Origin of the sequence: Caulobacter sp. KR2-114, from assembly GCF_049446115.1 — a bacterium.
In the GTDB taxonomy this organism is placed as follows: domain Bacteria; phylum Pseudomonadota; class Alphaproteobacteria; order Caulobacterales; family Caulobacteraceae; genus Acaudatibacter.
In genome coordinates, this window is the sequence record NZ_JBMSEC010000003.1 from 628297 (window position 1) to 651703 (window position 23407).

The following is a 23407-nucleotide window of genomic DNA, read 5'->3' on the forward strand; positions in this document are numbered from 1 at the left end:
GCGGGCGCTGGCGCTCGCCGCGATCCCGGATATCCGCTGCGCGGATTCCGGGATGACAGAGAGGGAAAGCGCCCTGCCTACCGCCGCACGTCCAGGCCTCCGTCGGACAGCAGGCTCTCCACGTCGGACTCCAGCGCCAGGTTGAAGTCGCCGGGGATGGAGTGTTTCAGCGCCGCGGCGGCGAGGGCGAACGCCACCGTGCGCGCGTCCGGCAGGCCCCGGCGCAGGCCGTGGATCACGCCGGCGGCGAAGGCGTCGCCGCCGCCGATGCGGTCGACGATCGGGGTGAGCGGGATGGCCGGGGTTTCCCAGACATCGCCGGAGCGGTCGAACATGAAGCCGGCCAGGTCGTGGTGGTTCACGCTGTGCTGGATGCGGCGGGTGGAGGCCATGCGCTGCAGGCCGGGCCAGGTCTCGAACGCCAGCTTCGCCGCCGCCGCGCGCGGGGCCTCGCCCTCGCCTTCGAAGCGGCGCCCCAGGATCAGGGCGATGTCGCGGTGGTCGCCGAACACCACGTCGGCCAGGCCGAGGATCTGGTTGAGAATCGGCCGCGGGTCGCCGTCCCACGCCGCCCATAGCTTCGCCCGGTAGTTGCAGTCGAACGAGACCGTCACGCCGGCGGCGCGCGCCGCCTTCGCCGCCGCGATGGCCGCGGCGGCGCTGGCCGGGCCAAGGGCGGCGGTGACCCCGGAAAAGTGCAGCCAGCCCGCGCCCGTGAGCGCCTCGCTCCAGTCGATGGCCTCAGCCCCCGCCCGCGCGAAGGCGGACTCGGCGCGGTCGTACAGCACCTGGGAGGCGCGCCGCACGGCGCCGGGCGTGAAGAAATAGAGGCCCATGCGGCCCGGGGCCGTGCGCAACGCCGACACGTCGACGCCATAACGGCGCAGCTCGTCCGTGGCGGCGCGGCCGATGGCGTTGTCCGGCAGGACGCTGAGCATCCGCACATCGTGGCCGAACCGCGCCAGCGACACGGCGACGTTCGCCTCGGCCCCGCCGAAGGTGGTCTCCAGCCGCGGGGTCTGCAGCAGGAACTCGGCGCCCGGCGCCGACAGGCGCAGCAGGACCTCGCCGAAACACAGGATGCGGGCGTCCCGTCGGATGGCCATGGCAGAGATCCCTCCCGTGATCGTGTGGCGCCGTGGTTACAGGCCACCGTCATAATTTCGTAGACCGGCTTCTATTGCCACCGGTGTCATGATAAATGATACCGGTATCATAAGACGACTGCCACGCCGCGACGACGGAATGTGGCAAGCATGGGGAGGGAATGATGAAGCTTCGACAGCGCAATCGCGTCTGGCTGCGGGCCAGCGTCTCCGCCGGGGTGCTGAGCCTCACGGCGATGGGCGGCGCGGCGTGCGCCGCCGACGCCTCGGCCAACGCCGCCTCCGCCGCGAACAGCGACCAGGTCGGCGAGGTGGTGGTCACCGGCTTCCGCTCCAGCCTCGCCAAGGCCATCGAGCTGAAGCGCGAGGACGTCACCCAGACCGACACGATCCTGGCCGAGGACATCGGCAAGTTCCCCGACCTGAACCTCGCCGAGTCGCTGCAGCGCATTCCCGGCGTCACCATCACCCGCGAGGGCGGCGAAGGCCGGCAGATCACCGTGCGCGGCCTGGGGCCGCAGTACACCCGCACGCGGATCAACGGCATGGAGGCCCTGACCACGGTCGGCTCGCCGGACAACGACGGCGGGGTCAACCGCACCCGCTCGTTCGACTTCAATGTGTTCGCCTCGGACCTGTTCAACTCGCTGAGCGTGCACAAGACCGCGGAGGGCGACGTCGACGAGGGCTCGCTGGGGGCCACGGTGGACCTGCACACCGCCCGGCCCTTCGACTTCAACCGGCCGACCCTGATCCTGTCCGGCAAGGGCGACTACAACGCGCTGAGCGGCTCGGTCGAGCCGCGCCTGTCGGCGATGGCGGCCAACACCTGGGCCGACGGCAAGTTCGGGGCCCTGGCCTCGGTGTCCTATTCCAAGCGCAACTTCCTCGACGTCGGCGCCAGCACGGTGCGCTGGGACCAGGGCAACGTGCTCTCCACCGGCGGAACCTCGGCGGCGCCCCTGGTGGGCTTCGGCTCGGTGCTGGGAACCAACTGCCAGGCCTTCCCGCTGCCGGCGGCCTGCGTCGCCACCGACAGCGCCCTGCACCCGCGCTTCCCGCGCTACGACTACTACCAGAACGACCAGAGCCGGTTCGGCGCGACCCTGTCGCTGCAGTGGCGCCCCGACGAAAACACCCTGTTCACCCTTGACGGCCTGCACTCGTACTGGAAGGCGACCCGCCAGGAGCAGTACCTGGAGGCCCCGGGCTTCTCCGGCACCGGCAAGTGCACGACCCCCGCCACCTGCACCAGCATCGCCAACATCGCGGTGGTGGCCGAGAACATCGATTCCCAGGGCGTGCTGCGCTCGGGGACGTTCAACGGCGTCGACGTGCGGGTCGAAGACCGCTTCGACCTGATGCACACCAACTTCAACCAGATCACCTTCGCCGGCGAACACCGCTTCAGCGACAAGGTCAGTATCGACGGGTTGATCGGCGCCTCGGTGTCCGACTTCCAGAACCCGATCCAGACCACGGTCGGCTACGACCAGTACAACGTCCAGGGATTCCAGTACGACTACACGAACGGCAAGGTGCCGATGCTGAGCTTCGGCAACGCCAACCTGTCCAATGCCGGCCCCTGGGTGCTGACCTCGGTGCGCGAACGGCCGCAGACGACCAAGAATTCGTTCACCACCGCCGACTTCAACGCCCACTGGACCTGGAACGAGCACTTCAAGCTGTCGGCGGGGGCCAGCTACAAGGAATACACCTTCAAGACCACCTCGATGCGGCTGGTGAACGGCGAGTCGGTGAACGCGACCAACGCCTACAAGGCGCTGCAGTCGATCCCGATCTCGACCTACACCGAGACCGTCGACCTGACGAAGGCGGGGCTCAACATCCCGGCCGGCAGCGCCACGTCGTGGGCGGCGCCGAACGCGGCCCTCGCCGCCCAGGCGCTGGGCCTCTACAGCAACAGCGCCCTGTTCGCCCTGTCGATCCAGGGGGACCTGGGCAACAACGCCGGGGTCATCGAGCGCGACGTGGGCGCCTATCTGCAGGGCGACTTCAACGTCGACATCGCCGGCCATCCGCTGAAGGGCAACGTCGGCGGACGCGAGGTGCGCACCGGCCAGTCGTCGGTGGGCTACCTGTTCATCGGCGGCGTGCAGACCCCGGTGAACGCCAGCCGCGTCTACCACGAGTTCCTGCCCTCGCTGAACATGTCGTGGGAGCTGCGCAACAACCTGCAGCTGCGCTTCAGCGCCGCGCGAGTGATGAGCCGGCCGAACCTGACCGACCTCGTCGCCTCCACCTCGGTGTCGGTGTCGGGCACCAGCTATTCGGTGAAGACCGGCAACCCGAACCTCAAGCCGTTCCTGGCCAACGCCTACGACGTGGCCCTGGAGTGGTATCCGGGCAGCGGCTCGCTGGTGTCGCTGGCGCTGTTCCGCAAGGACATCGTCAGCCTGGTGACCAGCAACACCTACAACATCCCGTTCCACGACAACCCGTTCGGCATCCCCGACAGCGCCGCCATCGCCGCCTGCGGCTCGACCCCGGGGTGCAGCCCGGCCGCCACCTGGGCCTTCTCGACGCCGACCAACACCGCCGGCGGCCAGATCAACGGCCTGGAGCTGAACGTGCAGAAGCCCTTCACCTTCCTGCCGGGCATCCTGCGACACACCGGGGCGCTGGCGAACTTCACCTACGTGACCTCCAGCGTGCTCTACCCGAACGGCGGGAGCTTCGTGTCCAACCAGCTGCTCGGCCTGTCGAAGTACGCCGCCAACGCCACCCTCTATTATGAGGACGAGCACTGGAGCGCCCGCGTCTCGGCCGCCTATCGCAGCAAGTATCTGATCCGCGTGCCGGGCCAGGAGGTGGGCACCGACGCCGACGGCTTCGACCGCACCTTCAACCTGGACGCCAGCGTTCAGTACACGGTCAATTCGCACATCAAGGTCAGCGTCGAGGGCGTCAACCTCACCGACCAGTACGAGAGCGAGTTCAACGACACGGCCCGCGACCTGCCCTACTACTACCACCACACCGGCCGGGAGATCCTGTTCGGGGTGCGCTACCAGTACTGAGGCCCCACCGCCTCGGCATCTCGCGAAGGGCGCCGGCCGCGGCCGGCGCCCTTTGTCGTCGCGTCCCTGGCAAAGCCGGCGTCGCCCGGACTCAGGCTCAGCGGCCGGCCCAGGCGATCAGCGCCGCGCGCGGCCAGAACAGGGCGTAGCAGACCGGGCGATAGGCGCCGCGGGCGATCAGGTCGGCGCGGGTGGGCGAGGTCTGGGCCGCGCGGCGGGTGTGGATATCGCCTTCGCCAAGCCGGATGGCGACCGCGCCGCGCTCCAGCGGCCGGTCCTGCAGGTAGGCCAGCCGGGGGCTGATCGTCCTCAGCTGCGGATCGTAGAACCAGCTGGCCCCCCACATGCCGGCGATGTCCGGATTGAGCGCCAGCAGGTCGGCGATCCGTCGGTAGCAGGCGTCCCACCCAGGCTCGCTGAAGTCGGCGAGGTCGCGGCTGTCGGTGTGGATCTCGACCCAGTGGCCCAGCCCCTGGCCCTTGAACAGCTGGGTCGCCGCCGCGAGGCCGGCGCCGGCAATGGCCAGGCGCCCGCTCATCGCGCCCATCTGGGCCAGATGGCGCAGGCCCGCCCGCGGCCCCTGGGCGAAGGCGATGTCGACGATCTGCGCGCCCGCCGGGACCGACATGCCCGCCACGAAGCGCGCGTCCTTGGCGTAGGAGTCGGAATCGTAGGGCGACGTGTCGTCGGCCAGGCTGGCGGCCAGGGCTTCGTAGGCGCGGGGATAGAGGGCCTCGATAGAGTCCGGCAGCGGACGGCAGGGGCCCCGCGCCGGCAGGCCCAGGGCCAGGCCGGCGATGGCGGCGCGACGCGCCAGATCGGGATCGAGATCGCGGTCGGCCCGACGCAGGCGCTGGTCAAGCAGCCGGCCAGGGCCGACCCCCTGACGGTCCATGCCCAGGCGCATGTCGTGAACCAGGGCGCGGCCGTGGGCGCGGACGAAGGCTTCCAGGTTGGGGCCGGCGCTGCGCGAGACGGCGTCCAGCGCCTCGAGCGCGCCGCCGTGCGGCCAGGGCGTGCGGCCGCGGGCGAAGGCGGTGTCGACCCTGAGCGCGCCCACGGTCAGACGATCCCCTGTTCGGCGGCGGCGCCGCGGGTGGCGGGCCGCAGGCCCTTCCAGAAGTCCAGGTAGTCGCGCCAGATGTCGGCGCCAACCCAGGCGCCGTGCCGGTAGGCGGTCTCGACGCCGATCACCAGGCGCTGGTCGGCCTCGCCGGCGTCCGGACGCCAGGTGCCGAACAGGTGGTCCCAGACCGGCATGAGGGCGAAGTGGCCGGTGGGCAGGCTCATGTCGAGCACATGGTGGAGGCGATGATGCACCGGCGACTGCACGATCCAGCGGCCGACCCAGCCGAAGTCGCTGTCGATCCGCGAATGGATCACATAGCGCAGGGTGATGACGAACAGGTTCACGTCGGCGATCACGTCCGGCGAGGCGCCGAACAGCATCGCCGGCAGGGTGGCGCTGAGGATGCTGGTGAAGGCGGCCGGATGGATGCGGACCGAGTTCAGCACGGTGAATTCCTCGGCCGCGTGATGGAATCGGTGCAGCGGCCAGAACAGCCGGCTGTGATCAAGCCGGTGGTTCCAGTAGTCGAGGAAGCTGAACACCGTCAGGAAGACCAGCACCTGCACGGCGGCGGGCAGGGCCGCGACGCTCAGCGAAACGCCGGTGAGGCGCGCGAGCCGGTCGTGCAGCCAGGCGCCGGAGATGACGGTCACGCCGAGGCTGAGGACGGCGATCAGCCCGTTCATCAGCGGCGTCTGCCACAGGGCGAAGATCGCCAGGTCACTGCGCGCGGTGGGGGAACGCACCGCCAGCAGGTGGCGCAGCGAGGTGCCGCGCCAGCCGGTGAAGACCATTTCGGCGAACAGGACGCCGGGGACGATCAGCACCAGGATCGAGCCATGCTGCAGCACGCGGCGATGAAGCTCGCCAAGGCTCACGGCATGGCCGAGCGCGGTGATGGCGATCCGGTCGGGCAGAAGGTTGACCACCGCCCACCCGGCCGCGGCGACGAGGGCGAGATAGGCGGCAAACAGGCCCAGCAGCGGCAGGCTGACCGTCGCGCGGGGCGGGCGGGCCGCGGTCACCGGCGGCGCGGCGTCTACCCGGCTCCCCTGCGGCCGGATCCATCGGCCCGACCGGGCCATGATCGCCACGACATCCCCGTTGACCATGTGAGCGCTTCCCGAGCAGACGGTCCCAGCCCGGCACACACGCGCCAGGCGAAAAACCCAGCAGCAAAGCTCAGGCCAGGGGCGAGTGGAGAGCGCCTCGATTTGGCGCCTGCGGGGCGCTAGAAGCCACGGCGCATGACCCTTCGCCGCCTTGCCACGATCCTGTTCGCCGTAGCCGCCGCCCTCGGCGCGCCCTTCACGTCGGCCTGGGCGCGCGCGCCCAGCGGCGCGGAGGTGGTCGCCTTCCACGTGCCGTGGGATCCGGCCAGCGCGCCGGACCTGGCGGCGCACAAGGACCGCATCGACGTCTTCGCGCCGCAGTGGGTGGCGCTGATCGCGGCGGACGGGACCTTGCGCCTCATGCCCGACCCCGCGGCCCAGTCGGTGCTGAAGACCGCGCCGGGCGTCGCGGTGATGCCGGTGGTCAGCAACGCCCATGACAGCATCTGGGACACCGCCTCGGCCAGCGCCATGCTGGCCAGTCCCGCGGCCAGGGCCAAGGTGATCGCCCGCCTGACGACGCTGGCCAAGGCGCGTGGCTGGGCCGGCTATGTGTTCGATTTCGAGAACCTCACCCCGGCCGGCGTGGCGGCCTACCCTGGCTTCGTGGCCCAGGCGCGCAAGGCGCTGGGCGGCCAGGGGCGCAAGGCCTGGGTCACGGCCTTCCTCAGCGCCGACCCGTCGGTGCTGCAGCCGCTGTCGAAGGCGTCGGACCGGCTGGTGCTGATGGCCTATGACGAGTGCTGGTCCACCTCGACGCCGGGCCCGGTGGCCGGGGAAGACTGGCTGGAACAGCTGCTGCCGGCCAAGCTGGCGGGCCTGGACGCCGGCAAGGCGATGCTGGCGGTGGGGACCTATGGCTACGACTGGCCGATCGGCAAGCCCGCCACCGTGACCGGGGTCGCCCCCGCACAGGCGCTGGCGGCCTCGAAGGGCGCCGCGATCACGCACGACCCGGCCAGCGCCAACGCGGTCTATCGCTACACGGACAAGGGCCAGAAGCACACGGTGTGGATGACCGACGCCCACGTCTGGGCCTACGAGCTGGCGGCCGCCAAGGCCGCGGGCCTGAAGGGCCTGGCGATCTGGCGCCTGGGGCTGGAAGACCCGGCCATCTGGACGACGCCAGCCGCCGCCGCGCCCTACGGGATCGGCAATCCGCCCGCCAAGCTGCCGCGATGCTTCCTGCTGGGCAGCCCCTGGGCCAAGGCCGCGCCGCAGTAGGGGGCCTCGCAGCCTTTCTCTTCGTCACCCCGGGCGGAGCGAAGCGTAGACCCGGGGCCAGCCGTGCGGTTCCCCAGAAGTCGGGGCTTGATCGCCGCCCGGCAACGCGACCCGCTGGATGTCGTCTCGGCAGGGGAACCGCCGGCCCCGGCTCTCCGCTGCGCTGCGGCCGGGGTGACGAGAGGGGATGGCGGTGCGCCGCCTACCCCGTCGTGCGCAGGCCCGCGGCGATGCCGGCGATGGTCAGTTCGACGCCCAGGACCACAGCCTCGGACTCGTCGCCGCCGCGGCGGCGGCCCATCAGCTCCAGCTGCAGCTCGTTGAGCGGGGCGATCGCGGCCAGGGCCCGGGCGATCGAGGCCTGCAGATGCGGCTGGTTCTCCAGCAGGGTGGTCCCGCCGCGGATCTTCAGGGCCAGGCCCACGGCCGCCTCGTATTCGCGCCGCACCGCCTGCATGATCCGCTCCGCCGCGGCCTGATCCGACGACAGGGCGGCGTAGCGGGCGGCGAAGCCCATGTCGGCCTGGGCCAGCGCCAGCTCCATGTTGGCCAGCAGGGTGGCGAAGAATTCCGAGCCGCCGGCCAGGTCCTGCAGCGCGGTGGCCGACAGCCTGGCGCGCTCCGCCCCCCCGGCGAAGCCGTACCAGCCCGGCAGCAGGAAACGGGCCTGCGACCAGGAGAACACCCAGGGGATCGCCCGCAGATCCTCGATCCGCCGGCCGGCGCCGCGCGAGGCCGGCCGGCTGCCGATGTTGAGGTGGGCGATCTCCTCGATCGGCGTCGCCGACCAGAAGAAGTCGGCGAAGGCCGGGTCGTCGTAGACCAGGGCGCGGTAGGCCGACAGCGCGCCGGCCGACAGCGCCTTCAGCGCCTGTTCCTGGCGCGCGCCGCCGGTGCGCGGCTCGGGCGGCTTGTGGCTGGCCAGCACGGTGGCGGCCACCAGGCTCTCCAGGCTGCGCCGCGCGATCGGCTGGTCGCCGAAGCGGTGGGCGATCATCTCGCCCTGCTCGGTCATGCGGATGCGTCCCTGCACCGAGCCGGGCGGCTGGGCGAGCACGGCGCGCGGGGCCGGACCGCCGCCCCGGCCGATCGAGCCGCCGCGGCCGTGGAACAGGCGCAGGCCGACGTGGTGGTCCTCGCAGCGCTCGGCCAGGCGCTCGGCGGCGCGCACCACCGAGAACCGGCTGGTGACGTAGCCCCCGTCCTTGTTGGAATCGGAATAGCCCAGCATCACGTCCTGAACCGCCGGCTTGCCCAGCAGGCTGCGCGCCTCCGGCAGGCGCAGCCACGCCGACAGGATCGACGGCCCATGCTCCAGGTCGTCGATGGTCTCGAACAGCGGCGAGACCGGCAGCTGGGTGCGCGGCTCGGCCCCGCCGGTGACCAGGCCGACCTGCTTGAGCAGCACCAGGGGCTCCAGGATGTCCGACAGGGAGTCGGTCTTGGAGATCACGTAGGCGCACAGGGCCTCGCGGCCATACAGCCTGACGGCTTCCGCGGCGGCGTCGAGGGTCGCCAGTTCCTTGGACGTCTCCGGCGAATAGGAGGCGAAGGGAGAGCGCAGCGGGCGCTCGTGCGACAGCTCGGCCAGCAGCACCTTGACCCGCTTCGGCTCGGGCAGGACGTCGTACTCGACCCCCGTCGCGGCCCGGTCGAACAGCTCGGTCAGCACGCGCTCGTGCACGTCGGCGTTCTGCCGCAGGTCGAGCCGCATCAGGTGGAAGCCGCAGGCGCGGGCGAGCGCGATCAGGGTCGACAGGCGGTGGCCGACCAGGCGCGCGTCCCCGTTCTCGCTCAGCGAGCGGCTGACCACCTCCAGGTCGGCGACGAACTCGCGCGGATGGTCATAGGCCGGGGCCCGGGCCGGATAGGCGCCGCCGGCGAGACGGTTGGCCGTGTCGGACAGCCGCTCCCAGATGTGCTCCAGGGCCAGGCGATAGGGTTCGTCGCGGCGATGCGGCGACATGTCCGTGGCGGTGTCGGCCAGGGCCTGCAGATCCGGCGAGACCGGGCTCAGGTCCGAGGAGATCGCCAGGTCGAACCACAGCGCCCGCACCTCGTCGGAATAGTGGTTCAGGATCACCCGGGCGTTGGACCGCAGCGCCGCGCGCAGGGTCTCGCCATTGACGCCGGGGTGGCCGTCGCGGTCGCCGCCGATCCACGAGCCCAGGCGCAGAACCGGATGCTCCGGCATTTCCCTGGGCAGTTCGCGGCTCCAGGTCTCATAGAGTTCGGCCAGGGCCGGCAGCACGCTGTCGCGGACGATGGCCAGGGCGTTGCGGATCTCGTCGGCCACGGCGATGCGCTCGGGACGGTGCAGGCGCATGCGCCACAGGAGCGCGATCTCGCGGTACAGGTCCTCGCGGAAGCGCACCTCCTGCGCCGGCAGCAGGCGGTGGCGCGCGCCCAGGATCAGGCGCGAGATCTCGAACTCGCGCTCCACCACTGCCCGACGGCGCACCTCCGTGGGGTGGGCGGTGAACACCGGGGTCACATCGAGACCGTCCAGCGCCTTGCGCGCCGTCGGCCCGCCGGCCTTGCGCACCGCCTCGACGGCGGCGGGCAGGGAGCGCAGCGGATCGGAGGGATCGGCCGCCTCCGCCTCGGCGCTGCGCCGGCGACCGGCGGCGTCCTCGGCGATCGACATCAGCAGCGAGCGGCAGGTCATCGCCCGGGCCACGAACTCGGCCTGTTCGGCGGACAGGTCCTTCAGGTCGACCTCGCCGGCCTGGACGTTGGCGACAAGCTCAACGGCCGGCGCGCCGTCCGCCTCGGCGATGGCCTCGGCGAGCAGCCCCTCCAGCAGGGCGGTGGTGGTCTGGGCTAGCGCGCGAGCCAACCGCCATCCACCGCGATCAGGGATCCATGCACATAGTCGGAGGCCGAAGAGGCCAGGAACACGGCCGCCCCGCCGAGATCCGACGGACGGCCCCAGCGGCCGGCTGGGATGCGCGCCAGGATGTCCCGGCTGCGCCCTTCGTCGGCGCGCAGCGCCTCGGTGTTGTTGGTCTCTATGTAGCCGGGCGCGATGGCGTTCACATTGATCCCCTTGGCGGCCCACTCATTGGCCAGCAGCCGGGTCAGTCCCGCAAGCCCGCTCTTGCTGGCCGTGTACGAGGCGACCCGGATGCCGCCCTGATACGACAACATCGAGGCGATGTTTATGATCTTCCCGCCGGTGGTTTGCCCCAGCATCCGCCGGCCCGCCGCCTGGGCGAGAAAGAAGGCGCTCTTCAGGTTCACGTCGACCACCGCATCCCAGTCGTCCTCGGTGAAGTCCACCGCGTCGGCGCGGCGGATCAGGCCGGCGTTGTTGACCAGGATGTCCAACCGCCCGAACCGGGCGACGGTTGCGTCGATGATCGCCGGGATCGGCGCGGTGGTGGCCAGGTCCGCCTCGACGGACAGGAAGCCGCGGCCCAGGGCGGTCACCGCCTTTTCAGTCTCGACCGGCGGCGTGCGCCCGACCGCGACAATGTCCGCCCCCGCCTCAGCGAGGGCGATCGCAATCCCCTGGCCGATCCCGGTGTTGGCGCCGGTGACCACGGCGATGCGGCCAGAGAGCGAGAAGGGGTTGGTCATGGGGAGCTCCGCTCTCCCCTCCCCCTCGCGGGGAGGGGTCGGGGGTGGGGGCGCCGCGCCGGCTCGACCGGTTGCCAGCGCCCGGATTGTCGAAGGTGGAGCTTCACCCCCACCCCAAACCCCTCCCCGCAGGGGGGAGGGGCTTTACTTCAGCTGGCAGATGTCCAGCACGTTCATGTCGGTGTAGTCGAGGTTCTCGCCGCCCATGGCCCAGATGAATGCGTAGTTGGACGTGCCCGAGCCCATGTGGATCGACCAGGGCGGGGAGACGACGGCCTCCTGGTTGGCCACCACGATGTGGCGCGCCGCATCGGGCTCGCCCATGAAGTGGAACACCCGCTCGTCGTCCTTCAGGCCGAAATAGAAGTACACCTCCGAGCGCCGGTCGTGCAGGTGCGGGGGCATGGTGTTCCACACGCTGCCGGTCTTCAGGATGGTCAGCCCCAGCAGCAGCTGGGCCGAGCGGCAGGTTGCCGGCACGATGTACTGGTAGATGGTGCGCTCGTTGGAGGTCTCCAGCGCCCCCCGCTCCAGCGGCACGGCCTGGTCGATGGAGATGTGCTTGGCCTCGAAGCGGGCGTGCGCCGGGGTCGAGGCCAGGTAGAAGCGGGCCGGGGTGGCGGCGCTCGCGGAGGTGAAGCTGACCTCGGCGCTGCCCATGGGGACATAGAGCCCGTCGCGCGGCTTCAGGACGTAAGCCGCCCCGTCGACGGTGACCGTCCCCTCCCCGTCGCCGACGTTGACCACGCCCAGCTCGCGACGCTCCAGGAACGGACGCCCCTTGGCCGACTCCGGCTCGGTCTGCAGCGGCAGGGAGACCGCGCGCGAGACGGGCGCCGCGCCGCCGATCACGAAGCGCTCGTTGTGGCAGTAGTTCAGCCGCACCGCGTCGGTCTCGAACAGGCCCTCGATCAGGTAGCGCTCGCGCAGGGCGTCGTTGCTGGCGCCGTCCATCATGTCCGGATGGGTGGCGTGGTAGGTCTTGCGGAACATGGGCGGCCTCCCGGGTCGTCGTTCTTGTCAGGTCAGAGCTTGTAGGCCTGCTTGGGCAGGCGGTAGGCGAGATCGCGGGCGGTCTCGGCCGCCTCGTCCTCGTCCAGGCGGTGTTCGGCCACCAGCCGGGCGAGGAAGCCGCAGTCGATGCGCCGGGCCACGTCGTGGCGCGCCGGTATCGACAGGAAGGCGCGGGTGTCGTCGTTGAAGCCGACGGTGTTGTAGAAGCCGGCCGTCTCGGTGGTCTGCTCGCGAAACCGGCGCATGCCTTCGGGGCTGTCGTGGAACCACCAGGCCGGCCCCAGCTTCAGGATCGGATAGTGGCCGGCCAGGGGCGCCAGCTCGCGGGCGTAGGCGGTCTCGTCCAGGGTGAACAGGATCAGCGTCAGCGCCGTCTCGTTGCCGAACCGGTCGAGCAGCGGCTTCAGCGCGCGGACGTAGTCGGTGCGGGTGGGGATGTCGGCGCCCTTGTCGCGGCCGAAGCCCTCGAACAGGCGGGCATTGTGGTTGCGGAACGAGCCCGGGTGGATCTGCATCACCAGCCCGTCGTCCAGGCTCATGCGCGCCATCTCGGTGAGCATCTGGGCGCGGAACGCCTCCGCCTCCGCCGGCGTCGCCCGGCCGGCGATCACCGTCTCGAACAGCGCCTCGGCCTCCGGCGGCGACAGGTCCAGGGTGGCCGCCGTCGGGTGGCCATGATCGGTGGAGGTAGCGCCCATCTCGGCGAAGGCCGCCCGGCGGATGCGGTGCGCCTCCAGGTAGCCCTTCCAGGTCCCCACATCCTGGCCGCTGAGCGCGGCGAAGGCGTTCAGCGCCTCGGCGAACGCCTCGTGCTCGCAGTCGATCACCGGATCGGGGCGATAAGCGGTGATTACCCGGCCGGACCAGCCGCTGGCGCGGATCGCCCGGTGGTGGACCAGGTCGTCGGAGGGGCTCTCGGTGGTGGCGATCACCTCGATGCCGAACCGCTCGAAGAGGGCGCGCGGGCGGAAGGCCTCGGTCTTCAGCGCCGCGTCCATGACGTCGTAATAGTGGTCGGCGGTGGCCGCCTCGAGGGCGACGGTCAGGCCGAACACCTCGGCGAACACGTGGTTCAGCCACAGGGCCGACGGCGTGCCGCGGAACAGGTGGAAGTTGGCCGCGAACAGCCGCCAGGCCTCGCGCGGATCGCCCGTCGGACCCTCGCCACGGCGCGCCACCCGCAGGCGGTCGATGCCGACGCCCTGCGAATAGAGCATGCGAAACAGGTAGTGGTCGGGCGCCAGCAGCAGGTCCGCCGGGTTGGCGAAGGCCGCGTTGCCGGCGAACCAGGCCGGGTCGGTGTGGCCGTGCGGGCTGAGGATCGGCAGGGCCCTCACCTCGCCGTAGAGCCGCCGCGCGATCGCCCGCGTCGCCGGATCGGCCGGGAACAGTCGGTCTTCACTGAGGACGAGGGGTCGGCTCATGGCGCTTTGGTAACCGGTGTCATTGTTGAGGGCAAGGGTGGCGTTCGGGAGCTTGTGAGAGCCGCCGAGGGCGCGCGCGTTAAGATCATGCCAGCGCCGCGCGGATTTCGTCGAGGGTGACCATGAGTGTCATCGGGTCCACCGGCGACTCTCGGAAGCCAAAGTGGATGTAGAAGCGCCGGGCCGCGTCCGAGAGGGCATGGACCAGCAGGACGCGCACGCCGATCGACTCTGCCGCCGTGGCCGTGCGCAGCACGGCGTTCTGCAGCAGGTCGCCGCCGAGGCCCGTCCCGCGCAACGCGACATCTACGGCCAGCCGGCCGAGCACGACCGCGGGAACGGGATCGGGCATGTTGCGCCGCGCGCGCGGCGTGGCGACGTCGCGCAGGATCGACGCTGCCGCCAAGCTGTAGTAGCCGACGACCCGGCCGCCGGCGCAGCTCACGAAAGTCCGGGATGCGCCGCCCGCCTGGTTCGCGAGCGCCCGGCGCCGGAGCCAGTCATCCAGGGCGGGAACACCGCAATCGAAGGCCGCCACATCGTGATCGGGGCGGAGCAGTTCGGGATCTGTCGGCCGGCTTTCGCTCACGCTCTCCAGCCTGGCTTGCGCGCCAGGAGCGCACGAAGGCCAGGATTGTCGGACGCAGGCGCCGACAATGCCGCCTGGAACTGCTCCCACCTCGCATCGTCGAGCTGAAACACGCGGCGATCGGCCAGCGCATCCAAGGCGGCGTTGAGACCGCTATCCAGCAGGAATTCGCTGACCGACTTGTTCAGCACGGCGGCGGCCTGCTGCAAGGTTCGCTTGGCCGCCGGCGTGAGCCGGACATCCACGCGATCGGACCGGGTGTTGGCGTCATCGGCCATGGGAAACCTCTCTGCCGTCATCATACTCGACCGTACATTGTCCGGACAAGGCAAAAGGGTTGAAACGGTCACACCTCGAAGCGAAACGCCTCGCCATCCTTGATCACCCGCCCGGCGGTGGGGGCGGCGAAGTGGGTGCCGATCACCAGGGTCTGGTCGCGGGCGAAGTCCTCGAACATCCGCCGCCGCGTGGCGCTGGACTGGCCCTTGTCGTAGTCGAAGTGACTGGCCCAGCCGGTGTGCGCCATCTGGCAGGGGTGGTGGACGAAGTCGCCGGTGATGATCGCCGCATGACCGCCGGACGCGATCGCCACGCTGACGTGGTCGATGGTGTGGCCCGGCGTCGGGACCAGCCTCACCTCCGCACACACCTGGTGATCGGGCGCCACCAGGTCGACCAGGCCGGCGTCCCACACCGGCTGCACGCTGTCGGCGAAGATCTGCGCGTCGGAGACCTCGGAGTCGCCCTCGTCGCGCCAGTATTCGAACTCGGCCTTGCCCATCAGGTAGCGGGCGTTGGGGAAGGTCGGGACCCATTTCCCGTCCACCAGCCGGGTGTTCCAGCCGACATGGTCGACGTGCAGGTGGGTGCACAGCACCACGTCGATGCTCTCCGGCGGGAAGCCGGCGGCCGTCATGTCCTCCAGGAAGCGGGTCTGCATGTTGGCCCAGGCCGCGATCTGCCGCGGCTTGTCGTTGCCGATGCAGGTGTCGACGACAATCCGCTTGCTCGGCGTTTCGATCACCAGGGCGTGGATGCTCATCTTCAGCCGACCGTCGGCCTCGGCGAAGTGCGGCGCCAGCCAGTCGATCCGCCGGATGGCGTCCGGCGTCGCCTCGGCCATCAGGAAGGTCCCGCCGCTGGCCATTTCGAGCTCGACGATGCGGGTGACGCGGACATCGCCGATCGTCCAGGTGAGGTTGCTCATGCCGGTCTCCTCCCAGGGCGCGTTCCGCGCTCGACGACTTTTTCTGTGGGCCGGCGCGGGCTCTCTTGGCGGCGCTGCCGGGCTCCGCCCCGTATCAACACCCCTGCGCGGCGATGCGCAATCGCCCCCTGCGCCCCAATGAAGCATTCGCTTTTTGCGGCCGAAAAGACTATGTAGCGCCGTTCGCCCCGCGCCCTTCCGGCCGGCGACCAGGATCTCCATGCCCTTCCCGACCCTAAACCGCGCCCTTGAGCGCGCGCTCTTCGCTCAGCAATACCTCGAGCCCACCTCCGTCCAGGCCGCCGTGCTGGAAACCGCCGCAGACGGCCGCGACCTGCTGGTCTCGGCCCAGACCGGCTCGGGCAAGACCGTGGCCTTCGGCCTGGCCATGGCGCACGAGGTGCTGGGCGAGGCCGAGCGCCTGCCGCCCGCCGGCGCCCCGCTGGCGCTGGTGATCGCCCCCACCCGCGAGCTGGCCCTGCAGGTCAGCCGCGAGCTCGCCTGGCTCTACGCCGAGGCGGGCGCGCGCATCGCCACCTGCGTCGGCGGCATGGACGCCCGGCGCGAGCAGCGCGCGCTGGCGGACGGGGCGCACATCGTCGTCGGCACGCCTGGGCGCCTGCGCGACCACCTGGAGCGCGCCCACCTGCAGCTGGCCAGCATCCGCGCCGCCGTGCTGGACGAGGCCGACGAGATGCTGGACCTCGGCTTCCGCGAGGACCTGGAGACCATCCTCGACTTCACCCCGCCCGAGCGGCGCACCCTGCTGTTCTCGGCCACCATCGCCCCCGGCATCGCCGCCCTGGCGCGGCGCTACCAGAAGGACGCCCTGCGCATCGACACCGCGCGGCGCAACGAGCCGCACGGCGACATCGACTACCGCGCCATCCGCGTCGCCCCGCACGAGGTCGAGCACGCGGTGGTCAACGTGCTGCGCCACTTCGAGGCCCCAGGCGCCCTGGTGTTCTGCGCCACCCGCGAGGCGGTGCGGCACCTGCACGTGTCCCTGCGCGAACGCGGCTTCCAGGTGGTCGCCCTGTCCGGCGAGCTGTCGCAGAAGGACCGCAGCGAGGCGCTGCAGGCCTTGCGCGACGGCCGCGCCCAGGTGTGCGTCGCCACCGACGTGGCCGCCCGCGGCCTCGACCTGCCGGACCTCGGCCTGGTGGTCCATGCCGAGCTGCCGCAGAACAAGGCGGCGCTGCTGCACCGCTCGGGCCGCACCGGCCGGGCCGGCCGCAAGGGCGTCTCGGTGCTGCTGGTGCCCCACTCGCGCCGCCGCTACGCCGAACGTCTGCTGGACGAGGCGCACGTCAAGGTGACCTGGAGCGGGCCGCCCACCGCCGAGGCGATCCGCGAGCGCGACCAGCAACGCCTGCTGTCCGACCCCGCCCTGGCCGAGCCCGCGAGCGAGGAAGAGCTGACCCTGGCCCGCGCCATCCTGGCCGGCCATGCGCCCGAGCAGGTCGCCACCGCCCTGCTGCGCCTGCACCGCGCCCGCCTGCCGGCGCCGGAAGAGCTGATGGACGATGGCGGCTACGAGGTGCGAGACCAGCGCCCGAACAACCGTGAGCGCCGCGCCGAGCGCCAGAGCTTCACCCGCGAGCGCGAGGGCCAGGCGGGCGCCCACCCGGGACAGGGTCGCGGCGCCCCCGGCGGCTGGTTCCGCATCAAGGTCGGTCGCCGCGACGACGCCGACCCCAAGTGGCTGATCCCGGTGATCTGCCGGCTGGGCCACGTGGCCAAGGCCGACATCGGCGCGATCCGCATCTTCGAGCGCGAGACCAAGTTCGAGATCGCCCCCGAGGCGCTCAACCGCTTCACCGCGGCGATCAACGCCCAGGGCGAAGCCGAACGCGAGCGCATCGAACCCGCGGCCGCGCCAGGGCCGCGGGAGTCTGGCCCCCGGGACGGCGGCCCCCGCGAAAAGCCAGCGTTCAGGGGCGGCCCCAAGCCGCATCGCGGCAAGCCTGGCTTCAAGCCGAAGCGCAAGGGCTGAACTCGCCCTCCCCCTTGCGGGGAGGGAAAGATCGCGCAGCGATCAGGGTGGGGGAGTCCGACGCTTCCGCCAAACCCGACGAGTGCATTGTTCCGGCAGGTATTCCCCACCCTGGCGGCTTCGCCGCCTGTCCCTCCCCATGAAGGGCAGGGCGGGCCACCTGTCCCTCCCCATAGAGGGGCGGACGAAGCAGCCCCTACGACCCGTGCAGCGTGTTGACCGGCCGCGTATCGCCGGCGGATCGGACTTCGCGCCGCGTGATGATCGCGGGCCCCAGCGCCTCGAGTTTCTCGATCTCGGCGGGGGTGCGTTCGCGCAGCGCCTCGGCGCGACCGGAAATGAAGATCTTCAGCAGGCTCATGTCGGGGGACGGGTCCACCGGGTCGCCGGCCAGGTCCTGGCTGGCGGTCAGGCAGTCGCCGGCGTTCAGCCGCACCAGCTCGCCGTCGTCGCGCACGACATTGGCCGATCCCTTGACCATGTACAGGATCACCAGGCCGCCGCGCTCACCCGGGATCGCGAGCGGGGCCGGGCTGCCCGTCGCACCGCGCGCGGCGCGCACGATCCAGACGGCGCAGAGTTCGCCGCTGGGCGCCCAGACCCCGCCGTCACGGGCCTCGAGATCAGGCCGGCCGGCCACGGGATGATAGGCGGCGGCCGGATCGTCCGCCGCCTGCAGCGAAAAGGCCGCGCCCTTCGCGTGGTAGGGATGGTCCCAGGCGCTGCGCTGGTCGCCCTCGGTGACCTGGGTCGGCGGCACGATCTCGACATTGGCGAAGCGCAGCGGGACGAACAGCTCCAGGAAGCCGAACGACTGCAGCCGCGCGCCCGGCGGCAGGGGCTCCAGGCTCTGCGGCGTGCGCCGGGTCTCGGCGTCCGAGCCGCCGGCGTAGGAATAGTCGAACTGGTCGTGGATGGTGCCGCCGTGCTGGTGGATCACCACGCCCGGGACCGCCTCGGTCGTCACGCCGTCGTAGGAAAACACCCCGCGCCCCGAGGTCGGAATGACGGCGTGAACATGCGCGAAGTGGCCGTGCACGCCTGTCCGGCCGGCATCCTGGGTCGCGCCGAACGACACCACGTGCTGGAAATGAGCCAGGCCATCGGTCGCGGCGTCGACACCCAGGGTCTTGTAGCCGGCCCAGGCGCGGAACTCGCCAAGCTGATAGTCGCTGTCGGCGGCGCGATGCAGGTGGAAGATCGGCCCTGGCGGCAGGGCCAGCATCCGGCCGCTGATCGGCACCTCGGCCAGCAGCGCCTCATCGTGCAGGGCCATCGTCCGCCTCCTTGCGACCTCGCCAAAGCAGGCTGCGCCGAGGGGGACGGTGACGCCAGCGTCCGCCACGACAGCCCCCGCGCCGCGCCGCGTTTGCCCGCGGGACAGGCGGCGGCGAGGCCCGGACAGGTCAGCCCGCTGGAATCTTGGTCACCTCGGTGAAGGCCACCTGCCAGCGGCCGTCCCGCCGCGCCCAGACGTCGGCGAAGCGGATGCGCGCCTTGAAGGGCGCGCCGCCGCTGACCCCCTCCAGGGTCACGGCCCCGGCCAGCACCGCCCCATCCCTCCAGAGCCTGATCACCTCGTCCTCGACGACATAGGGCTTGAGGGTGTCGCCGGGGGTGGTGTCATCGCGGATCAGGTCGGCCTTGGATTCCACCTGGGCGCGGCTGTTCACCAGCACATAGTCATCGGCCAGCAGTCGGTTCAGAGCCGCGCCGTCGCCCTTGACCTGCGCCGCATCGTAGGCGGCCACCGCGGCGGCAAGGTCCGGCGGCAAGGCGGAATGGTCGCCGGCATACGCGGGCGGGGCGCAGGCGGCGGTGAGGGCGGCGGCGAATATCGTCAGGACTGGTCGCACGGGCGTCTCCGAGAGCGGGTCTCGCCCAGGGTGGAACGCCCGGCCGCCAGGACCGGTCAGCATAGGCGCGGCGTCAGGCCTGCGGCGGTCCGGACGACTGGCGCACCACCAGCACCGGCACGGTCTCTTCGGCGGTGGGCGGGTGTTCGTCCTCGAAGGCCAGCAGCTTCAGCGCCGCCAGCCGGCCCGTGACCCGGGTCGGCGCGCGCACGGTGGTCAGCGGCGGCCACAGCCGCGAAGCGATCTGGAAGTCGTCGAAGCCGACCACCGAGATATCCTGCGGCGAGCGCAGGCCCGAGCGCAGCGCCACCTGCAGCACCCCGGCCGCCATCTCGTCATTGCCGGCGAAGATCGCCGTCGGCGGTGGGTCGAGCGCCAGCAGCTGCTCGGCGCAGGCGATGCCGCTCTCGAAGGTATAGGCGCCCTCGCGCACGTATTTGGGATCCAGCGTCACGCCCGCGGCCTTCAGCGCCTCTTCGAAGCCGGCCCGCCGCTCGTGCGACGAGCGGAAGCTGGGCGGCCCGGAGATGAACCCCACGCGCCTGTGGCCGAGCTCGGCCAGATGCCGCCCGGCGGCGGCGGCGCCCTGGCGGTCATGGCTGACGATCATCCGCTCGGGCGTATCCAGCTCCACCGAGGCGATCCGCACATAGTCGCAATCGAGCTCGGCCAGCAGCTCGGCCACCCGCTCGTCCTCCGACACCGAGGGGGTCAGCACCACGCCTGCCAGCCGCTGCCGCTCGATGAAGCCGCGGATGTCCGCCAGCAGGGTGGGGCTGCTGCGGTCGCACGGATGAACCACCAGCTCGAAGCCGGTGTCCTTCAGTCCGTCCAGGATGCCGAGCTGCATGTTGACCACGTACTGCGGCGTCGGATTGTCGTAGATCAGGCCGATCAGGAACGAGCGGCGGAACGCCAGGCCACGGGCCTGGGGATCCGGCGCATAGCCGGTCTGGGCGATCACCTGTTCGATCCGCTCGCGGGTCTCCGGCTTGACGAACGGCGAGCGGTTGATGACCCGCGACACGGTCTTCTTCGACACCCGCGCCAGGCGGGCGATGTCGTTGATGGTGGCGCGCCGCCGGCCGGCGGCGAAATCCTGAATCTCGTCGAGCTCCTGGGACGAGGGGGATAAGGTCACGAGCGCTCCACCAATGCCGTCCGGGAAGCCGTCCCGGCGCTGCGGTTCTCTTAGACGACGGCGGGGCGAAGCGACATCGCGCCGGAGCCGGGCTTTGTCACGCAACATGACACCGGTTACTGATTGAGCAAGAGGCCGCGGGGCCTGAACGGGAGGCGAGCGGGGATGGCGGAACGGTTGTCGATGCAGACGCTGGACGCCCTGGCGCCCGGTGTCGAGCGATTCGCCTACGACCGCGCCGACCTGGCCATCGGCGTGGCCCATCTGGGCCCCGGCGCCTTTCACCGCGCGCACCAGGCCTGGTACTTCGACCGCCTGCTGGAGATCGATCCGAGGTGGGCGATCAGCGGCATAGCGCCGAAGTCGGCCACCGTCCCCGATGCGCTCGCGCCGCAGGACGGGCTCTATGCCCTGGCCGAACTGGAGGCGGTCACCCGGGTGCGGGTGATCGGCGCGGTGACCGAGGTGCTGGCGGCGCCGCGCGAGCCGCAACGGGTGCTGGCGCGGCTGGCCGCGCCAGCCACACGCTGGCTGGGACTGACCGTGACCGAGAAGGGCTATGGCCTGTCGCCGTCCGGCGACCTCGACGCCGGCAATGTGGACGTGGCCGCCGACCTCGCCCCGGGCGGCGGCCAGGCGCCGCGCAGCGCCATCGGCTGGATCGTCGAGGGCCTGGCGCGGCGGCGCGCGGCGGGGCTTGCGCCGTTCGTCGTCGCCAGTTGCGACAACCTGCCGGACAACGGCGCGAAGCTGCGGCGCGGCGTGCTGCAGATGGCCGCCGCGCGCGGCGCCGACCTGGCCGCGTGGATCGAGGGCGAGGTCCGCTTCCCCTCCTCCATGGTCGACAGCATCACGCCGGCCGCCGACGACGCCCTGAGAGCCCTGGTCGAGAACCGCATGGGCCTGGTCGACGCCGCCCCCGTGCAGCGCGAGGGCTTCACCCAATGGGTGCTGGAGGACGGCCTGGGGCCGGACGGTCCGGATCTGGGCGCCGTCGGCGTGACTCTCACCTCGGACGTGGCCGGGTACGAGGCGGCCAAGCTGCGGCTGCTGAACGGCGCCCATTCCAGCCTTGCCTATCTCGGCCTGGGGCGGGGACTGGAGACGATGGCCGAGGCGGCGGCCGATCCGGAGCTGGGCGCCTTCGTGCGCGACCTGATGATCATCGACATCGCGCCCACCGTGACCGCGCCGCGCGGCATGGACGTGGGCGGCTATATCGAGGCGATCCTGAAGCGCTTCCGCAATCCGGCGATCCGTCATCGCCTGGCGCAGATCGCCATGGACGGCTCGCAGAAGCTGCCGATCCGCCTGCTGGCCACCACCCAGGCGGCGCTGGACGCAGGCCGGCCGGTGGAGCGCCTGGGCCGGGCCGTGGCCGCGTGGCTGGCCTTCGTCGCCCACGAGACGGCGGCGGGGCGAGCGCTGCAGGATCCCATGGCCGAGCGGCTGGCAGGCGTCGTGCGCGAACGGGGCGCGATGGCCCTGCTGGACCTGCGGGAGATGTTTCCCGCCCGGCTGGCCGAGGACCCGCGCTTCCGGACGGCGGTGGCGGCGGGGCTGGAGGCCTGAAGCCTATCCGCCGAACCGGGCGTCCAGCATCGCCGGGGCGCTTTCCGCCAGGCCGGCCAGCGGGCCGGAGGACAGCAGCAGCACCACCTCGTCGCCGGTCAGCGAGCCCTGCAGGTCGGCCAGCACGTCATCGCCGCCCTGGATGGCGTCGGCGCTGACCCCGGCCGCGCGGATGCGCTGCAGGATCTCGTCCTGGCTCAGCTGCTGGTGGCTGGCCGCGCCGTGGCCCGGCGGCGGCAGCAGCAGGACGCGCGACACGCCCTGGAACACGGTGTCGTACCAGGCCAGCGCCTCGCGATCGCGCCACGAGAAGGTGTGCGGCTCGAACACCACCACGGCCGGGCGGCTGGGGAAGTGCAGGGCGATGGCCTCGATCGCCGAGCGGGCCTTTTCATAGGACGAGCCGAAGCCCTCGTAGGCCGGAACCCGCGAGACCGTGGTCTTCTTGTCCAGCCGCCGGGCGACCCCGCGAAAGCGAGGCACGGCCGCGCGCAGCTCGAACGGGTCGATGTCGCCGCGCTCCAGCAGCAGGGCCGCAGCCCCGGCGATGTTCTCGATGTTGTGCAGGCCCAGGAGCTGGGTGGACAGCGGGATGACCTCGCCCGACGGCGTGGCCAGGTCGAAGGCGGTGGTCTCGCCCACCTGGATGTTGTGCGCCCGGTAGTCGGCGCCATCGCCCAGCCCGTACCAGACCACCTTGCGACCGGCCGTCAGCCGCTGGATCGGCTCGTAGCCCTGGGCGCAGACCAGCAGGTTGTCCTTCGGCAGCAGGGTCAGCAGCTCGGCGAACGGGGTCTCGTAGGCGGCCATGGTCGGAAACACGTTCACATGGTCGTGGACGATGGAGCTGATCAGCACCTGGGCCGGGTGGTAGAGCAGGAACTTCGAGCGCCGATCCTCGCCCGAGACGATGTACTCGTCGCCCTCGATGACGAAAGCCGGATCGCGGCCCCAATGGCCGGTGGCCTCCAGATCCAGCGGGATCGCGCCGATGAAATAGCCGGGGTCCCTGTTCGCCTGCCGCATGAGGAAGGTGATCAGGGCGGTCAGGCTGGATTTGCCGAAGCTGCCGGCGACGACGATGTTTTCGCGCGCCGCGGTATGGACGCCGAGGAATTCGGCGAAGCTGTAGCGGGGAACGCCGCGGGCGATCAGTTCCTGAAGTTCCGGATTGTCGCCCAGGTCCAGCTTGGCGCTGGAGCCGACGATGGCCACGTCGATGGCGGCCGGGATCTGCGCCGGGTCGAAGCCCACGTGGTACGGAATGCCCATGCGGCTCAGGTAGGTGCTGACCGGCGGGAAGACGCCGTCGTCGGAGCCCGAGACGGTGTGGCCTTCCGACGCCAGGACCGAGGCCAGGGCGCTGACCCCCGCGCCGGCGATGCCGAGGAAATAGACGTGCATGCCGCCCTTGTGCGGCGATGCGGGTCGCGATGGAAGGGGGTCTTGCCGCTCGCCGTCCGCCGCCGCGGCG

At 71.2% G+C, this 23407-nt stretch carries 18 protein-coding genes; 4 read left to right on the forward strand and 14 right to left on the reverse strand.

Annotated features, from left to right (window positions below):
• Window positions 1–77: 77 nt before the first annotated feature.
• Complete coding sequence (locus tag ACO2Q3_RS15225) at window positions 78–1106, reverse strand: PfkB family carbohydrate kinase (protein WP_423307931.1); 1029 nt, start codon at window positions 1104–1106, stop codon at window positions 78–80.
• 164 nt (window positions 1107–1270) lie between these two features.
• On the opposite strand from ACO2Q3_RS15225, the gene ACO2Q3_RS15230 reads away from it, so the two are divergent.
• Window positions 1271–4147, forward strand: coding sequence for a TonB-dependent receptor (locus ACO2Q3_RS15230; protein ID WP_423307932.1), 2877 nt, complete (start codon window positions 1271–1273; stop codon window positions 4145–4147).
• A 97-nt stretch (window positions 4148–4244) separates the two neighbouring features.
• On the opposite strand, the gene ACO2Q3_RS15235 is transcribed toward ACO2Q3_RS15230, so the two are convergent.
• Both ACO2Q3_RS15235 and ACO2Q3_RS15240 read right to left on the reverse strand, forming a co-directional pair.
• Window positions 4245–5207, reverse strand: coding sequence for a hypothetical protein (locus ACO2Q3_RS15235; protein WP_423307933.1), 963 nt, complete (start codon window positions 5205–5207; stop codon window positions 4245–4247).
• 2 nt (window positions 5208–5209) lie between these two features.
• Entirely contained in the window at window positions 5210–6328 is a 1119-nt protein-coding gene (locus ACO2Q3_RS15240; RefSeq protein ID WP_423307934.1) for a sterol desaturase family protein, read from the reverse strand.
• 135 nt (window positions 6329–6463) lie between these two features.
• Here ACO2Q3_RS15240 and ACO2Q3_RS15245 point away from each other — a divergent pair, with 135 nt between their 5' ends.
• The gene (locus ACO2Q3_RS15245) at window positions 6464–7552 is read left to right on the forward strand and encodes a glycosyl hydrolase family 18 protein (RefSeq protein WP_423307936.1); all 1089 of its coding nucleotides are present in this window, start codon (window positions 6464–6466) and stop codon (window positions 7550–7552) included.
• A 202-nt stretch (window positions 7553–7754) separates the two neighbouring features.
• Here the strand turns inward: ACO2Q3_RS15245 and ppc are convergent, their stop codons facing one another.
• From ppc to ACO2Q3_RS15280, 7 genes are all read right to left on the reverse strand, one after another.
• Window positions 7755–10391: a phosphoenolpyruvate carboxylase gene (gene ppc / locus ACO2Q3_RS15250; protein ID WP_423307937.1), complete on the reverse strand. Its 2637-nt coding sequence runs from the start codon at window positions 10389–10391 to the stop codon at window positions 7755–7757.
• Window positions 10376–11134 carry a 2-dehydro-3-deoxy-D-gluconate 5-dehydrogenase KduD gene (gene kduD, locus ACO2Q3_RS15255; RefSeq protein ID WP_423307939.1) on the reverse strand — a complete coding sequence of 253 codons (759 nt, stop codon included), beginning with the start codon at window positions 11132–11134 and terminating at the stop codon, window positions 10376–10378. Before kduD ends, ppc begins: the two co-directional genes overlap by 16 nt.
• A gap of 144 nt (window positions 11135–11278) precedes the next feature.
• Complete coding sequence (gene kduI / locus ACO2Q3_RS15260) at window positions 11279–12127, reverse strand: 5-dehydro-4-deoxy-D-glucuronate isomerase (RefSeq protein WP_423307940.1); 849 nt, start codon at window positions 12125–12127, stop codon at window positions 11279–11281.
• A 32-nt stretch (window positions 12128–12159) separates the two neighbouring features.
• Window positions 12160–13572 carry a glucuronate isomerase gene (uxaC, locus tag ACO2Q3_RS15265; RefSeq protein WP_423307942.1) on the reverse strand — a complete coding sequence of 471 codons (1413 nt, stop codon included), beginning with the start codon at window positions 13570–13572 and terminating at the stop codon, window positions 12160–12162.
• An 85-nt stretch (window positions 13573–13657) separates the two neighbouring features.
• Complete coding sequence (locus ACO2Q3_RS15270) at window positions 13658–14161, reverse strand: GNAT family N-acetyltransferase (protein WP_423307944.1); 504 nt, start codon at window positions 14159–14161, stop codon at window positions 13658–13660.
• Complete coding sequence (locus ACO2Q3_RS15275) at window positions 14158–14439, reverse strand: DUF1778 domain-containing protein (protein ID WP_423307946.1); 282 nt, start codon at window positions 14437–14439, stop codon at window positions 14158–14160. The genes ACO2Q3_RS15270 and ACO2Q3_RS15275 overlap by 4 nt, the downstream gene beginning before the upstream one ends.
• A gap of 68 nt (window positions 14440–14507) precedes the next feature.
• Window positions 14508–15368, reverse strand: coding sequence for an MBL fold metallo-hydrolase (locus ACO2Q3_RS15280; RefSeq protein ID WP_423307948.1), 861 nt, complete (start codon window positions 15366–15368; stop codon window positions 14508–14510).
• Between the two features lie 220 nt (window positions 15369–15588).
• Here ACO2Q3_RS15280 and ACO2Q3_RS15285 point away from each other — a divergent pair, with 220 nt between their 5' ends.
• Window positions 15589–17364, forward strand: coding sequence for a DEAD/DEAH box helicase (locus tag ACO2Q3_RS15285; protein ID WP_423307950.1), 1776 nt, complete (start codon window positions 15589–15591; stop codon window positions 17362–17364).
• A 196-nt stretch (window positions 17365–17560) separates the two neighbouring features.
• Here the strand turns inward: ACO2Q3_RS15285 and ACO2Q3_RS15290 are convergent, their stop codons facing one another.
• From ACO2Q3_RS15290 to ACO2Q3_RS15300, 3 genes are all read right to left on the reverse strand, one after another.
• Window positions 17561–18640: a hypothetical protein gene (locus ACO2Q3_RS15290; protein ID WP_423307952.1), complete on the reverse strand. Its 1080-nt coding sequence runs from the start codon at window positions 18638–18640 to the stop codon at window positions 17561–17563.
• 130 nt (window positions 18641–18770) lie between these two features.
• A complete protein-coding gene (locus tag ACO2Q3_RS15295; protein ID WP_423307954.1) occupies window positions 18771–19220 on the reverse strand; it encodes a nuclear transport factor 2 family protein in 450 nt (149 codons plus the stop codon).
• 73 nt (window positions 19221–19293) lie between these two features.
• Window positions 19294–20361 (reverse strand): LacI family DNA-binding transcriptional regulator, encoded by a 1068-nt coding sequence (locus ACO2Q3_RS15300; protein WP_423307956.1) that lies wholly within the window; start codon window positions 20359–20361, stop codon window positions 19294–19296.
• Between the two features lie 165 nt (window positions 20362–20526).
• On the opposite strand from ACO2Q3_RS15300, the gene ACO2Q3_RS15305 reads away from it, so the two are divergent.
• Entirely contained in the window at window positions 20527–21933 is a 1407-nt protein-coding gene (locus ACO2Q3_RS15305) for a mannitol dehydrogenase family protein (RefSeq protein WP_423307958.1), read from the forward strand.
• A 3-nt stretch (window positions 21934–21936) separates the two neighbouring features.
• Here ACO2Q3_RS15305 and ACO2Q3_RS15310 read toward each other — a convergent pair whose 3' ends face one another.
• Window positions 21937–23337 (reverse strand): UDP-N-acetylmuramate--L-alanine ligase, encoded by a 1401-nt coding sequence (locus ACO2Q3_RS15310; protein WP_423307960.1) that lies wholly within the window; start codon window positions 23335–23337, stop codon window positions 21937–21939.
• Window positions 23338–23407 lie beyond the last annotated feature (70 nt).